The organism is Luteitalea sp., from assembly GCF_044337415.1.
Taxonomy (GTDB): domain Bacteria; phylum Acidobacteriota; class Vicinamibacteria; order Vicinamibacterales; family Vicinamibacteraceae; genus Luteitalea.
The window spans coordinates 1-15000 of sequence record NZ_JBIINP010000108.1; the positions used below are offsets into that span (position 1 = coordinate 1).

At 71.0% G+C, this 15000-nt stretch carries 11 protein-coding genes and 1 pseudogene; 7 read left to right on the forward strand and 5 right to left on the reverse strand.

Annotation, left to right across the window (positions count from 1 at the left end):
• The coding region (locus ACIRDX_RS14785; RefSeq protein WP_396626206.1) for an alcohol dehydrogenase catalytic domain-containing protein at nt 1–883 on the reverse strand (883 nt) is incomplete at its 3' end.
• A 329-nt stretch (nt 884–1212) separates the two neighbouring features.
• On the opposite strand from ACIRDX_RS14785, the gene ACIRDX_RS14790 reads away from it, so the two are divergent.
• From ACIRDX_RS14790 to ACIRDX_RS14805, 4 genes are all read left to right on the forward strand, one after another.
• Entirely contained in the window at nt 1213–2514 is a 1302-nt protein-coding gene (locus ACIRDX_RS14790; protein ID WP_396626207.1) for an O-acetylhomoserine aminocarboxypropyltransferase/cysteine synthase family protein, read from the forward strand.
• 9 nt (nt 2515–2523) lie between these two features.
• Nucleotides 2524–3555, forward strand: coding sequence for a homoserine O-acetyltransferase (metX, locus tag ACIRDX_RS14795; RefSeq protein ID WP_396626208.1), 1032 nt, complete (start codon nt 2524–2526; stop codon nt 3553–3555).
• A 163-nt stretch (nt 3556–3718) separates the two neighbouring features.
• Entirely contained in the window at nt 3719–4147 is a 429-nt protein-coding gene (locus ACIRDX_RS14800) for a cupin domain-containing protein (RefSeq protein WP_396626209.1), read from the forward strand.
• A 184-nt stretch (nt 4148–4331) separates the two neighbouring features.
• Entirely contained in the window at nt 4332–6968 is a 2637-nt protein-coding gene (locus tag ACIRDX_RS14805; protein WP_396626210.1) for a PIG-L family deacetylase, read from the forward strand.
• A gap of 133 nt (nt 6969–7101) precedes the next feature.
• On the opposite strand, the gene ACIRDX_RS14810 is transcribed toward ACIRDX_RS14805, so the two are convergent.
• Both ACIRDX_RS14810 and ACIRDX_RS14815 read right to left on the reverse strand, forming a co-directional pair.
• Entirely contained in the window at nt 7102–8340 is a 1239-nt protein-coding gene (locus tag ACIRDX_RS14810) for a DUF2264 domain-containing protein (RefSeq protein WP_396626211.1), read from the reverse strand.
• Nucleotides 8340–8585: a Trm112 family protein gene (locus tag ACIRDX_RS14815; protein WP_396626212.1), complete on the reverse strand. Its 246-nt coding sequence runs from the start codon at nt 8583–8585 to the stop codon at nt 8340–8342. The genes ACIRDX_RS14810 and ACIRDX_RS14815 overlap by 1 nt, the downstream gene beginning before the upstream one ends.
• A gap of 94 nt (nt 8586–8679) precedes the next feature.
• On the opposite strand from ACIRDX_RS14815, the gene ACIRDX_RS14820 reads away from it, so the two are divergent.
• The 3 genes from ACIRDX_RS14820 (at nt 8680) to ACIRDX_RS14830 (ending at nt 13116) form a co-directional block, all read left to right on the forward strand.
• Nucleotides 8680–10308: a tetratricopeptide repeat protein gene (locus ACIRDX_RS14820; protein ID WP_396626213.1), complete on the forward strand. Its 1629-nt coding sequence runs from the start codon at nt 8680–8682 to the stop codon at nt 10306–10308.
• Between the two features lie 91 nt (nt 10309–10399).
• Nucleotides 10400–11875, forward strand: a complete 1476-nt coding sequence (locus ACIRDX_RS14825) for a class I adenylate-forming enzyme family protein (RefSeq protein ID WP_396626214.1) — start codon at nt 10400–10402, stop codon at nt 11873–11875.
• Nucleotides 11872–13116 (forward strand): SLC13 family permease, encoded by a 1245-nt coding sequence (locus ACIRDX_RS14830; protein ID WP_396626215.1) that lies wholly within the window; start codon nt 11872–11874, stop codon nt 13114–13116. Before ACIRDX_RS14825 ends, ACIRDX_RS14830 begins: the two co-directional genes overlap by 4 nt.
• 72 nt (nt 13117–13188) lie before the next feature.
• Here ACIRDX_RS14830 and ACIRDX_RS14835 read toward each other — a convergent pair whose 3' ends face one another.
• Together ACIRDX_RS14835 and ACIRDX_RS14840 are read right to left on the reverse strand one after the other, a co-directional pair.
• Nucleotides 13189–13626 carry a 6-pyruvoyl trahydropterin synthase family protein gene (locus ACIRDX_RS14835; protein ID WP_396626216.1) on the reverse strand — a complete coding sequence of 146 codons (438 nt, stop codon included), beginning with the start codon at nt 13624–13626 and terminating at the stop codon, nt 13189–13191.
• Nucleotides 13627–13718: 92 nt separating this feature from the next.
• Nucleotides 13719–15000 (reverse strand): annotated as a pseudogene (locus ACIRDX_RS14840) (hypothetical protein); the annotation flags it as partial.

Below are 15000 nucleotides of genomic sequence, written 5' to 3' on the forward strand. Positions count from 1 at the left end.
TGATCTGCGCGGCAGGGACCTGCAGGGTCTCGTGGCCGCCCGTGATGCTCGACAGCACGAGCACCCCGTTCTTGGCCAGCGCCAGCATCGCGTCGAAGGCCACCGCCGCCGCGCCGGTGCACTCGAAGGCGATGTCGAACGGGCCGAACCGCTCGCCGGTCTCGCGCACGGGGACGTCGCGGGTGGAGGCGTAGGTCGCGCCCAGCGCCTCGACGAGGTCCGAATTGAGGTGCCGCTCCTGCGCCAGCCCGAACGTGGTCACCTCGAGTCCGCGCAGCCGCAGCAGCAGGGTGGCCAGCAGGCCGATCGTGCCGGCGCCGTACACGGCCGCGCGTCTCGGCTGCCAGATCCTCAGGCGCCGCTGCACCTCCCACGCCTGCGCCAGGCCCTTCTCGACCACGCTCACCGGCTCGAGCAGCACGCCGACCTCGCGCAGGCCACCGGGCACCCGCACGATGTACTCGGGATCGTCGACGTAGTACTCGGTGAGGAACCCGTGCCGCAGGCTGATGCCGCGCTCGAAGTAGGTCTCGTCGGTGGTCATGTCGTACGCACCGATCTGGTCGTACGGACTCGTTCCCCGCCGCCGCACGGTCGCGACGACGAAGTCTCCGGGCGCCAGCTCCGTGACCGCCGCGCCGACCGCCTCCACGACGCCGAAGCTCTCGTGGCCGACCACCAGCACGTCGCTGCCTGGCGGCGCGGTCCCGTACTCGGCCGCGTCGATCTCCTTGTCCGTGCCGTCGAGCCCGACCCGCAGGACGCGCACCAGGACGCCGCGACCGCCGGGGACGTCGTCGAGCGAGGGACGGGGAAGTGTGGTGAGGTGCAGCGACCGGGCCTGGCCCGGGCGGACGGCAATCGCCTTCATGGGTGTGGACACGCGGCGCGCTCCGATCGTCGAGGGATACCCGATGATATCTGACGCTCGAGCTTGACCGTGTCGTCTCCAGGCGTCCGGGCGCGGCGCGTACGCACGCGCTGGCGGCTATGACGCGCGGGTGCCTTGCTGAGCCTCCGCCGCCTCCAGATACTGGGGACATGCGCTGCGCAGCCCGCGTCTCCTGTAGTGCCATGCCGGCACAGGACCGGGCCGGAGCGTCCGGGTAGGCCCCGCCTTCCCGTCGCTTTCCAGACCCGGCCCCGTCGAGGGCGGGTCACCCGCCTGCAGACGGCCCAAGCCGCGCCCCAGGGCGCGCCCGAGGAACGACCATGAGCCAGTACCGCTTCGAGACGCTGCAGGTGCACGCCGGCCAACAACCCGCCCCGGGGACCAACGCCCGCGCCGTGCCGATCTACCAGACGTCGTCGTACACGTTCAACGACGCCGACCACGGCGCGCGCCTGTTCGCGCTGCAGGAGTTCGGCAACATCTACACCCGCATCATGAACCCGACGACGGACGTGTTCGAGCAGCGGGTGGCCGCGCTCGAGGGCGGCGTCGCGGCGCTGGCGACCAGCAGCGGACAGGCGGCGCAGTTCCTCGCCATCTCGACGATCGCCCAGGCCGGCGACAACATCGTCTCGACCAGCTACCTCTACGGCGGTACGTACAACCAGTTCAAGGTCGCGCTGCCGCGCCTCGGGATCGGCGTGAAGTTCGTCGACGGCGACAGCGTGGAGGCCTTCGCGAAGGCCATCGACGACAAGACCAAGGCGCTCTACGTCGAGTCGATCGGCAACCCGCGGTACAACGTGCCGGACTTCGCGGCCCTGGCCAAGCTGGCGCACGACAACGGCATCCCGCTCATCGTCGACAACACGTTCGGCTGCGCGGGCTACATCTGCCGGCCGATCGAGCACGGCGCTGACATCGTGGTGGCCTCGGCCACCAAGTGGATCGGCGGCCACGGCACGTCGATCGGGGGCGTCATCGTCGACGCCGGCAAGTTCGACTGGGCGTCGGGCAAGTTCCCGCTGTTCACCGACCCGGCGCCGGGCTACCACGGGCTCGTGTTCACGGAGCCCTTCGGCGTCAACGGGCCGTTCGGCAACATCGCGTTCATCATCCGCGCCCGCGTCGAGGGCCTGCGCGACTTCGGGCCGTCGGTGAGCCCGTTCAACTCGTTCCTGTTCCTGCAGGGGCTCGAGACGCTGTCGCTGCGTGTGCAGCGGCATGCCGATAACGCGCTCGAACTCGCCACGTGGCTGCAGCAGCAGCCGCAGGTGGCCTGGGTCAACTACCCGGGCCTGGCCGAGCACCCGAGCCACGCCCTCGCGAAGCAGTACCTGACGCACGGGTTCGGCGCGATGCTGTCGTTCGGCATCAAGGGCGGGCGTGATGCCGGCCGTACCTTCATCGACTCGGTGAAGCTGGCCAGCCACCTGGCCAACGTCGGCGACGCCAAGACGCTGGTCATCCACCCGAACACGACCACGCACCAGCAGTTGTCGGAAGCCGAGCAGCTCGCCAGCGGCGTGACGCCCGACCTCGTGCGCGTCTCGGTGGGCATCGAGCACATCGAGGACATCAAGGCCGATTTCGCCCAGGCGTTCGCGAAGGTGCAGGGCTAGGACGCCAGCGTGAGCCTGCGCGTGGCCAGCGGGCGCCAGCAGCACGTGCTGCCGGCGCCCGTCACCGTCGAGTCCGGCGCGGTCCTCCCGCGCGTGTCGGTTGCGTACCACACGTGGGGGACCCTCGCGCCGGGCGGCGACAACGCGGTGCTGGTCTGTCACGCGCTGACCGGGTCGTCCGACGTCGCCGACTGGTGGGGGGCGCTCATCGGTCCCGAGGGCGCCCTCGATCCCGCGCGCGACTTCATCGTCTGCAGCAACGTCCTCGGGAGCTGTTACGGCACGACAGGGCCGGGCACCCCCGAGTGGGACGCCGTCTTCGGCGCGACTCCCGATTCTCCGGCCGTGACGGTGCGCGACATCGTGCACGTGCAGCGGCAACTGCTCGACGCGCTGGGCGTGCGCCGGCTGCGCCTGGTCATCGGCGGGTCGATGGGCGGCATGCAGGCGCTCGAGTGGGCGCTGCTGTATCCGGAGTTCGTCGAGGCGATCGCCGTGCTGGCCGCGCCTGCGGTGCATGCGCCCTGGGCCGTGGCCCTGGCGGAGGTGCAGCGACAGGCCATCTTCGCCGACCCCGAGTGGCCGCACGGCCGCGCGGCGAAGGGGCTGGCCACGGCGCGCATGATGGGGATGATCTCGTACCGGAGCGCCCAGGCCTTCGAGGCGCGCTTCGGCGCCGCCCGCCACGACGCCAGCGCGCCCGGCGTCACGCGCTGGCTGCATCGCCATGGCGACAAGCTCGTGGATCGCTTCGACGCGCGAGCCTATGTGACCCTCACGCACGTGCTCGACTCGCACGACGTCGGCCGTGGGCGCGGTGGCGTGCAGGCCGCCCTGGCACGCCTGCACCAGCCGGCGCTCGTCGTCGGCATCGACACCGACATCCTGTACCTGCCCGACGAGATGCGCGCCCTGGGCCGCGACCTGCCGGCAGGCGAGCTGTGCTGGCTCGAGTCGCCCCACGGGCACGACGCGTTCCTCATCGAGCAGGATGTCGTGCTGCGCGCCGTGCGCACCTTCCGCGCGCAATTCGACATGTGACATTCGAAATTCCCGGCGGCCCGGCCTCCGGCCTTGCCGGTCGAGGGTTGGCAGGGCCAAGGCGGGACAGGGACCCTCCGTCTCGTCGTGACGCTGGTGGCGCGTGGCCAACGGCCCGCGCCGCGACAATTTCGACTTTCGAATTTCAAATTACCATCGCAGGATGCATCGTTCCGTCCTCCTGCTGGCCGCCTGCTGCGTTGCGGCCGTGGCCGTCGCCGACGTGCCCAAGCCGACGCACGCCGTGACGCTGCTGTCGACCACCACGAGTTGGGACGGTACGCCCTATCGCTATCCCGAGGGCACACCGCGCGTGACGGGGATGACCGTGGAGATCGCGCCCGGCAAGCAGACCGGCTGGCACATGCATCACGCGCCGTCGTTCGGCTACCTGCTCTCGGGCGAGCTCGACGTGCAGTTGAAGGACGGCCGGGTCAAGCGGATGAAGCCCGGCGACACGATTGCCGAAGTCGTGGGCACACTCCACAACGGCGTCAACCGCGGACGCACGCCGGCGAAGATCGTGGTGTTCTACGCCGGCGTCGACGGACAGACGCTGACGACGTCGCCCGAGGGCCCGCCGCCGATGTGATCGTGGCAATTTGAGATTGGAAATTCGACATTCTCGGGCGCGGGCCTGCGGCCACGCGCCGGGCAGGAACAGTACGGCAGGGCCAGCTCTCCGAGCGCGGGCCATCACCAGCCGACGCGCGGCGAAGGCCGAAGGCCGGGCCGCCAGGAATTTCGAATTGCGAATTTCCCATTACCATCACGGCATGCGTACACGCGTTGGCGTGGCAGGGCTCTTGACGGCCCTGTCGCTCATCTCCCTGCAGGCCCAGGTCCGCTCGCCCTACAGCGAGGGTGCGTCTGGCCTCATCCAGCGACTCCAGCGCCTCACCACCACCGCGAGCGCCATGCACACGGGGGCGCATCCAGACGATGAGGACAGCGCGCTGATCGCCAGACTGGCTCGAGGGGACCACGCGCGCGTGGCGTACCTCTCGCTCAATCGCGGCGAGGGCGGCCAGAACGTGCTCGGCCCGGAGTTCTACGAGGCGCTCGGCGTGATTCGCACCGAGGAACTGCTGCAGGCCCGCGCCCTCGACGGCGGCGAGCAGTTCTTCACGCGTGTCGTCGACTTCGGCTACACGGTGAACATGCCGGAGACCGAGCGGAAGTGGGGCGGCCGCGACGTCCCGCTCGGCGACATGGTGCGCGTCCTGCGCACGTATCGCCCGCTCGTGGTCGCCTCGCGCTTCTCGGGCACCTCGGCCGATGGCCACGGCAATCACCAGCTCGCAGGTGCGCTGACGCCCATCGCGGTGAAGGCGGCTGCGGACCCGACGCAGTTCCCCGATCAGATCGCCGAGGGCCTGCGCCCGTGGCAGGTGAAGAAGCTGTACGTGGGCATGCGCTTCGGCCCGAACCAGCCGGATCCGCCGACGCTGACCCTCCAGACCGGCGTGTACGACCCCGCGCTGGGGCGCACGTACGCACAGATCGCCGCCGAGGGGCGCTCGCAGCACAAGACGCAGGAGATGGGCGGCGCGCAGCTGCACGGTCCGCAGACCACGGGTCTCCGGCTGGTCGAGTCGTGGGTGCCGCGCGTGGAGAAGGAGCAGTCGGTGTTCGATGGCATCGACACCTCCATCGCGGGCCTTGGACGCCTCGCGGGCCTGCCCGACGGGGCGCTGGCGGCGCCGCTCGGCGTGATGGCGGCCTCGGCGACCGAGGCGCTGGCGCGTGTCGACGTGCGCCAGCCGACGGCGATCCTGCCGGTACTGGCGCGCGGTCTCATGGCGGCACGCGAGGCGCGCGCCGCGGTGGCGTCGCTCCAGGCGCCCGAGGCGGCCCGGGCAGAGGCGGCCTTCCTGCTCGACCAGGAGATTCGCCAGTGGGAGGACGCGCTCGTGCATGCCTCGGGCGTCCACGTGGATGCGCTGGCCACCAGCGAGACGATCACGCCCGGTGGACAGGTCAGCGTGAGCGTCCGTGCGTTCGTGCCCGCCGCACCCGATCCTTCCGCGACGGTGGCACCGCCGACGCTCGTCCTGCCGGCCGGATGGACGCAGGCGCCCCTCGCCGAGGCGCCCCAGTTTCCCGGCCGCGGCTTCATGTCGCGCTTCCTGCGCGAGCAGTCCAGCGCACAGGCGTCGTTCGCCGTGACCGCAGCGGCCGACGCGCGCATCACGCAGCCGTACTGGCTCGAGTCGGCGCCGAAGGGCGACGTGTTCACCTGGCCCGCCGACGCGCCGCGCCACCTGCCGTTCGCGCCGCCAGTGGTCAGCGGTCGCACCACCCTCACCGTGGCGGGCACGACCGTCGACGTCACCGTGCCCGTGCAGTTCCGGCTCGTCGATCCGGTGCGCGGCGAACTGCGACGCAACGTCGACGTCGTGCCCGCGCTCTCGGTGCAGGTCACGCCGAGCCTCGATGTCGTCGCGCTGTCGGCCACGGGCGCCCCGCGCCAGGTCGTGGTGCGCGTCGACAGCCAGGCGCCGACCGCGATCGCGGGCGAAGTGGCCCTCGACCTGCCAGCGGGCTGGACCTCGGCGCCGGCGAAGGCGGCGTTCTCGATCGAGCAGGCTGGACAGAGCGCCACGACGACGTTTGCCGTGACGCCGCCGAAGGGCGTGGCGCAGGGGACGTACGTGTTCACGGCGAAGGCCATGGCCGGCGGGCGCACGTACCAGCAGCGCCTGCGCACGATCGCGCACCCGCACATCCAGACGCACCGCATGTACGAACCCGCGCGGTTCGACCTCCGCCTGGTGGACGTCACCGTCGCGCCGGTCACCGTGGGCTACATCATGGGCACCGGCGACGAGGTGCCGGACGGCCTGAAGCGGCTCGGCGTGCCCGTGACGCTGCTCACGCCCAACGACGTCGCGTCAGGTGATCTCGCGAAGTACGACACGATCATGGTCGGCGTGCGGGCATCGGAAGTGCGGCCGGACTTCGTGGCCAACCACGGCCGGCTGCTCGACTACGTGCGCGCCGGAGGCACGCTCATCGTGCAGGAGCAGCACGAGGTCTACACCCAGAAGAAGCTCACGCCATTCCCGGCCGAGATCGGGTCGCGGGTGACCGACGAGGACGCGCCCGTCACGATCCTCGCGCCGACGCACCCGGTGTTCACGACGCCGAACCGCATCACGCTGGAGGACTTCCGGAACTGGCGGCAGGAGCGCAATGCCTACGGCTTCCAGACGTTCGATCCGCAGTACACGCCGTTGCTCGAGAGCCACGATCCGTGGGACACGGAGCAGAAGGGCGGCCTCGTGTACGCGCGCCTCGGCAAGGGGCACTACGTGTACTCGGCCTACAGCTGGTTCCGCGAACTGCCCGACGGCGTGCCCGGCGCGTACCGCATCGTGGCCAACCTGGTGAGCCTGGGCGCGAAGAGGTAATTCAGGCTCACGTCGCAGACATTGGTAATTCAGAATGCAGGGCGGCCGGAACATCTACGATCTGCCCGGCAGTGGCGATGTCCGCCCCGCGCTGCATTCTGAATTGTGAATGTCCGCGAAGCCCCCTGAATTGCTAAATGGCCTTGTCGATCGGAATCGGCTCGCCGGCGAAGGCGCGCTTGGCGGTCCAGGCGCGGGCCGGCTCCGACCAGAACGGGTCGCTGGCCGGCAACCCGAGCGGCAGGAATGCGGCCGAGCACAGGTACAGGCTGCCGGTCGAGATGTAGGTCTCGGCGACGCTTGGCTGGTGGCCGCAGAGCCCGAGCGTGAGCCAGCCGTTGGCGTCGAAGGTGCCGGGTGCATCGAGCGTGCGCGCGATGACGGCCGACAGCGCGGCACGCGCCTGTCCGGGCGTCACGTCCTTCGGCAGGTCGCGGCGCAGGGCCGACTGGGCGAGTCCCTGGAAGGCGCCGCACCGGTAGGCGAGCGAGCGCCCGACCGGCGGGTACGACCCGTCGGGGGCGATGAACCGTTCCTGGATGGCGGCGAAGCGCCGCGCACGCGTCAGCACGGGCTCACGCATCGCCTGCCACGCGGGTCGGTCGTCGGCGCACGCATCGAGGACGTCGACCAGCATCGGCTGGATGACGAAGGCGTTGTAGTAGTCGAAGTGGAACTGCGGGCCGTCGCCGTAGATACCGTCGCCCTTGTACCACTGCTCGTGCTGGCGCAGCGCGTAGTCGACGCGCATGCGGTCCCACGTCGGGTCGCCGGCCTTCTTGAGGAAGGCCTCCACGGTGGCGGCAAACAGCAGCCAGTTGTTGAAGTAGGGCAGGATGACGCGCGTCGAGCGGAAGGCGTCGACGAGCCGCGTGCGCGTGGCCTCGGGGAGGGCCGTCCACAGCGACGGCGCCCGGAGGAAGGCCTGTGCGAGGAACGCCGCATCGACCAGCGGCTGCGTGCCCTCGTTGAAGTTCAGGCGGTCGGGGCCACCGGGCCGCGTGCCCTGGTCGAGGCCGTCGCGGACGAGAGCGATGACGGCGGCGCGCCGTGTGCCCTCCGCGTCGGCCGACGGCGGCAGCGCCAGCCACGGCGCCAGGCCCATCAGCGTGCGGCCGACGGCCTCGAGGTGCGTCACTGCCGCGTTTCCCGTCGCGCCGGGCACGGTCTCCACGGGCATGGTGGCGCGGAGGCGCCCCTGCGCCAGCGCGCGCAAGACCGGCAGGAAGACTCGGTCCACCCGGCCAAGCCACGTGGCGCGGTCGGCCGACCCGACGTCGAGCGTGGCCTGCGCGGTGGCGGCCAGGGCCGCGGGCGTGGCTGCCGCGGCGCTCAGGCTCGCGGCGGCTGCAACGAAGCGCCGCCGGTCCATCAGAGCGCGATGGCCTCGTCGACGAGCATCACGGGGATGTCCTCGCGCACGGGGTAGAGGTATGCGCCGTCGGCGCGCACCAGACCCTCGGTCACGGCCTCGGTGACCGGCGCACCGCCGCGGGTCCTGACCCCGCCCTCGGCGATGCGGGCGTTCAGGCTCGCCAGGGTTGCGGCATCGGCCAGGGTCACCGGCGTCTTGTCCTCGGGACACACGAGAATCTCGAGCAGTTCGGCATCGACCATGCACAGCAGTCTACATGCAGTGGTCACCGCCCGTGGGTCACCGCGCGGACGGATTCTGCTAGAATCCGGCATCAATCCAGCAGAGGAGTGCACCATGCGCATGTTCGCGTGGGGCCCGGCGTGCGCCGTGGTCCTGCTCACAGGTTTGCCTGTCACCATGCAGGCGCAGGAGAAGTCGAAGCTCAAGCCGAAGGACATCCCGCGGCTGATGGAGGAGGCCGACAAGTTCATCGCGGCCAACGACCTGCCCAAGGCCGAGGCCTACCTGAAGGCCATCATCGAACTCGATCCCAAGCAGGCGCAGGCGGCCTACAAGCTGGGGACGGTCTGCGAATCCCAGAAGGACTGGGACTGCACGATGATGAACTACCAACTGGCCCTGGGTGCGCTCACGGGCGCCGAGAAGGCGCGGGCGCACCTCGGCCTGGCCACGGGGCACTTCCAGGCGGGGCGGTACACCGACGCCGCCGAACAGGCGTCGGCGGTCCTGGCCATCGACCCGGCGCGTGCCGAGGCGCACGTCATCCGCGCGCAGTCGCTCGTGAAGGTGAAGAGCCCCGAGGCCGTCGCGGCCTGCGAGGCGGCGGCCAAGGCGGTGCCGACCAACGCCGCCGTCCACGCGGCGCTGGGGGAGGCCCTGATCGCGGCGGGCCGCCAGGCCGACGCCGAGGCGCCCCTGAAGAAGGCGCTCGAGCTTGAGCCCAAGCGGCCTGCGACCAGCGCGCAGCTCGCGCAGGTGCTCGAGGCCAAGGGTGACCACGCCGGCGCGATCGCCGCCGCGACGGCCGCCCTCGACGCCGAACCCGGCCGGAAAGAGCTGTATGCGGTCCGCGGCCGCGCCTACCTCGCCACGGGCGACGAAGCCAAGGCGCTCGGCGACCTCTACGCTGCCGTGGCCGCCAACCCGCAGGACAAGGTGCTGCTCCTCGCCCTGGCGAAGATCCAGCAGAAGCAGGGGCGGCTGCCGGAAGCCGCGCAGCAGTACCGCGCCGTGCTCGCCATCGACCCGCGCCAGCCGGAGGCGCTGCTCGGCCTGGCTGATTCCCTCGTCCGCGTGAACGACTTCGAGAACGCGAAGGCGCCGGCGGCCGCTGCCGCGGCGGCGCTGCCCGACAACGCGCAGGCGCAGTACCTGCACGGCCGCCTGCTCGAGCAGGACAAGCAGTACGACCCGGCGCTGACGGCCTATGGCAACGCGGTGCGGCTCGACCCGAAGCTGTCGCAGGCCTACTACGGCCAGGGCCGGATCCTGCGCGAGCAGAAGAAGGACGTCCCGGGCGCGCTCGCGGCGATGGAGAAGGCCGCGGCGCTCGACGGCGCCGATCCCGGGATCCTCACGGAACTCGGCGCCGTGCTGTACGAGTCCAAGCAGGTCGATCGCACCATCGAGACGTTGACGAAGGCGACGGCGAGTACGGGATACGCCAACCCGATGGGCTATGCGGTGCTGGGACTTGCGCTGAAGGACAAGAAGGAGTTCGACAAGGCCATTCCGTCGCTGGAGAAGGCCGGCGAACTGGCGCCCAAGTGGTGGATGCCGCGATGGGGCGCCGCGTGGTCGTACTTCGGCGGCTTCAAGAAGGGCTGCCCGTGCGGCCCCGAGGACCAGGCCAAGGTCCAGAAGATGCAAGCGCACTACGACCAGATGCTGGCGCTCGGCGGCACCGACGCGGCCCTGGGCGAGCGCGTGAAGATGCTGTCGTCCGGCCTCAAGATCAAGTGATCGTGCGCGGAGGGCGGGCACGCCCCGCCCTCCGCCTTCCCGCCAGGTGCATGGACGCCGGCCAGCCCGGAGCGATATCGTTCGGGTCCCGATGTCGCTGCTCAGCCTGTATGACCTGTCCCTCGTCGGCCGGCATGACGTAGCGGCCCTCGAGGTCGCCGACGCGTCCGGCGTGTCCCGCACCTTCACGTTCGGAGATCTGGAAGCGCGCAGCAACGCGTGGGCACACGTGCTGGCCGCCCGCGGCGTGGTCGCGGGAGATCGGCTGGCCTTCTGCCTCCCGAACCGCACCGCCGTCATCGACCTTTGGATCGCGGCCGTCAAGCTCGCCGTCATCCTCGTGCCCATCAACGTCCTCTATCGCGGCCGCGAGATCGGGCACATCGTCGGCGACGCGCAGCCGCGCGCCGTCGTGACGACCGCTGATCGACTCGCGGACTTCCCGGGCGTGCCGGCGTGGGACGTGGACCTGCTCGAGGCCGAGGCGTCAGCCGCGCCCGTCGATCGACGGGCCACACGCAGCGATGCCTCCACGCCCGTCGCGCTCGTCTACACGTCGGGCACGACTGGCGTCGCGAAGGGCGCGGTCCTCACCCAGGGCAATTTCGCCGCCAACGCGCTGGCCCTGGTCACGACCTGGGAGATCACGGCTGCCGACCGCTACCTGGCCGCGTTGCCGCTGTTCCACGTGCACGGACTCGGCAACGGCGTGCAGTGCTGGCTCGTCAGTGGCTGTCACATGCGCCTGGTCGAGCGGTTCGAGCACGACAAGGCCGTGGGGTGGTTCGAGGACTACGCGCCCACCCTGTTCTTCGGCGTGCCGACCATGTACGTGCGGTTGCTCGAGACGCCACCGGATCGGGCCGGGGCCATCGGCGCGCGCATGCGTCTGTTCGTCTCGGGGTCGGCGCCTCTCCCGGCGCAGGTGCTCGAGGCCTTCGCCGAGCGCTTCGGGCACGTGATCCTCGAGCGCTACGGCATGACCGAGACGCTGATGAACGTCAGCAATCCGCTCGTCGGCGAACGCCGCGCGGGTACCGTCGGGCTGCCATTGCCGATGACGGCCGTGCGGATTCTCGACGAGTCCGGCACCGCAGTCGCCGACGGCGAGACCGGCGAACTGTGGGTGCGCGGGCCCAACGTGTGTGATGGCTACTGGAACCGCCCGGACGCGACGGCCGCCGCGTTCGTGGAGGGCTGGTTCCGCACCGGCGACCTCGGGACCCGCGCGCCCGACGGCTACATCACGCTGCAGGGGCGTCGCAGCGACCTGATCATCGCCGGCGGCTTCAACATCTACCCGCGCGAGATCGAGGAAGTGCTCACGACCCTGCCCGGCGTGCGCGAAGCGGCCGTGGTCGGCGTGGCCGACCCTGTGCGCGGCGAGGTGCCGGTCGCCTACCTCGTGGGCGACGGCATCGACGCTGCGGCCGTCGAGGCGGCGCTCCGCGACCAACTGGCATCGTTCAAGGTGCCGCGCGCGTTCGTGTGCGTGGACGCCCTGCCTCGCACCGCCCTCGGCAAGGTGCAGAAGCACCTGCTGCCGGCCGTGGACCTCCGCCGATGAGCCCGGCGGCGCTGTCGGTCCTGGCGCTCGTGCTGGTGATGGCTGCCAGTTTCGGCACGCGGCTCAACGTCGGCGTGCTCGCCGTGGCGCTGGCCTGGCCGATCGCCGTCTACGTCGCAGGGTGGAAGCCCGACGCGCTGATGGCCGTGTTCCCGGCGTCGCTGTTCGTGACGCTGCTCGGCGTCACCCTGCTGTTCGGGATCACGCAGGCCAACGGGACGATGGGCGCGCTCACGCAGCGCGCGCTGCGCTTCTGCGGCGGGCGCGCCGGATGGTTGCCCGCGATGCTGTTCGGCCTGGCGTGCACGGTGAGCGCCATGGGCCCCGGGGCGATCGCCGCCTCGGCGCTGCTGGCGCCGGTGGGCATGGCCGCCGGCGTCCACGCGGGGCTGTCGCCGCTGCTGGCGGCGCTGATGATCGGCAACGGGGCCAATGCCGGCAACCTCTCACCCTTCAGCGCCGTCGGCGTCATCGTCGCGGCGGGCATGGCCAAGGCCGGGTTGCCGGGACATGCCTGGCAGGTGTTTGCCGCCAACTTCGTCGCGCACTTGCTGGCGGCGGGCCTGGCGTGGGCCGTGTTCGGCGGGCCGCGCCTGCTGCGCGACGGCACGCGCGTGGATGTGGGCGCGGTGGCGCCACTCGCGCCTCGCCACTGGCTGACGCTGCTGGTGGGCGCCGTGTGGGTCGCGGCCGTCGTGCTGCTGAAGGTGAACCTCGGCCTCGCGGCGTTCGCGGCGGCGTCGGTGCTCGTGATCCTGCGCGCCTGCGACGACAGCGCGATGTTGAAGCAGGTGCCGTGGGCCGTGATCGTGATGGTGTGCGGCGTGAGCGTGCTGATCGGCGTGCTCGAGGGGACCGGCGGCCTCGACCTCTTCAGCGGGGCGCTGGCGCGCATCGCGACGCCCGGCACGGTCAATGGCGTGATCGCGTTCGTGACCGGCGCGATCTCCACCTACAGCTCGACGTCGGGCGTGGTCTACCCGACGTTCCTGCCGGCCATCCCGTCGCTGGTGGAGAAGCTGGGCGGAGGCGACCCGTTGCAGATCGCGCTCAGCATCAACGTCGGTGCGGCCCTCGTGGACGTGTCGCCGCTCTCGACGATCGGCGCCCTGTGCATCGCGGCGCTGCCCGCCAGCGAGCAGACGCCCCTGCTGTTCCGCCGCCTGCTCACGTGGGGCCTGGCCATGACGCTCGTGGGCGCCGCGTTCTGCCAGTTCGCGATCCGATTCTTCGCGTACTGAGGTAGGGCCGGGTGTCCCACCCGGCCGCTATCCACAGCGGCGCGGTGGGGACACCGCGCCCTACCTCTGCTCCTAGATGGTGGCCGTCTTCTCGACGACGAAGATGTTGTTCTCCGTCTCCTGAATCAGCACCTCGACGGTGTAGGTGATGCCATGCCCTGGGAACTTGTCCTGGATGTGCGCGACGACGTGCTCCCACACGTAGAGCGCGACGTTCTCCACGCTCGGGCCCTTGCCTTTCAGCAGCACCACACCCTCGGGCTCGAAGAGCTCGGAGTTCAGGAACGTGGCGTCCTGCTCGGTGACGAGCATCTTGTGGTCGAGGAAGCGCATCACGGCCTTCAGGTCGCCGAAGTCGAGCGCCATGTCGAGCTCGTCGCGCGGGAACGTTTCGCACGAGACGGTCACGGTGCCGCGCCACGTGTGGCCATGCACCCATTTGCACTTGCCGGGGTAGCCGAGCTGCCGATGCCCGGTGTGGAAATGGGAGTGGACGATGATCTTTTCCATACGGTTGGTGGCTGCGGGCTTCGGGCTGCAGGCGACCTGAGGCCGCCGTTCATCAGTGGGACGCGCGGAAGGACCGGGGCGCTCCCGCCATTCTAGCGGTCGCGGGTCCACCGTGCCGCGTGCACGGTGATCGTGCGCGCCTCGCCTGGCCGTGCGTTCACCGTATCCATCACCAGCAGCAGGGCATGCAGGCGGTCCAGCGGCGGCCGCCCGGTCGCGGGCCGGATGGGTCGGAAGTCCGCCAGTGGCAGGCGCACCCGCCGCCGGGTGCCGTCCAGGTACGCCGAGTGGCGCCAGCGCAGCCCTTCTCCGGGCCTCGGCTCGCGCACCTGCACCGACAGGCGCATGGGGCCGGACGCCGTGACGTCGAGCTCCAGCGCAGACGCCGATGGCGGCGGGGCTGCCAGGTCACCGACGAGCGCCGCGAACTGGCTCCTGCGCGCGCCAGGAGCGAGCGTGAGGTCTGCCGCCACGACCACGCCGGCGTCTATCGTGTCGACGTCGACGCGTGAGTTCGGGTCGTGCTCGCCGTGCCAGCCGCGGAGGGCCAGCGGCATGGCGCCTGCGGTCGTGTCCGCAGGCCCGCTCCCTTGCACGGTGGCCAGGCTGGCCAGGTCGGCCAGGTTGTGTCCGCGCACCGCGCCGATGGCGACCGGCAAGGCCGGCCAGCGCCCCGCGCGCACGTGCCAGACCTCAGCGCGGTACAGCGTCGGGCCTTCGTCGGGAGGCAGCGGAACGCGCGTATCGCGGGTGGAGAACTCCCGCCAGGGACTGCCGTTCCGCAGCACGCGGACGATGGCGCCGGTCGGGGCGTTGGTCCGCAGGTCGAGGGTCGCCGGACCTCGTGCGTCCGGGCCCGGTTCGGCGGAGTCCTGCGGTTCGGTCAGCTCCATCGACAGCCACGGTGCATCGGCCAGGCCGAACACCGCCGTGTACGCGAGACGATGGCGGATCGCGTCGAGGACGACACGCGCATCCCGTGCCGCGTCGCCCGTCGGCGCGCCGTCGAGCCAGGGCACCACGAGGCCGAACGTCCCGAAGCTCGCCGCATACGACGGGAACGCCGCCAGCGTCCGTCCGCCGTCGGCCGGGTCGGCCTCGCGCTTCCAGCCGATGCGGGCGTGTGCGTCGACCGCTGCCAGCGCCAGAGGCGGACGTCGGGCCGGCGCGTCGTGCTCGGCGATCAAGGCGGCCGGATAGTGGGCGAGGACCGTGAGCGCGCCCGGCGCGTTCAGCGGATAGGCCACGAGCCGCGCGAGCAGGCTCCCGACAGGCGCGGACCGCCACGTGCTGTCGGCGTTGACCCACTCGAACCCGTCGGCGTCGACGGTCGGATCGTGCCAGGCGAGAGCCGGTCGTGGTGAGTCCGGATGC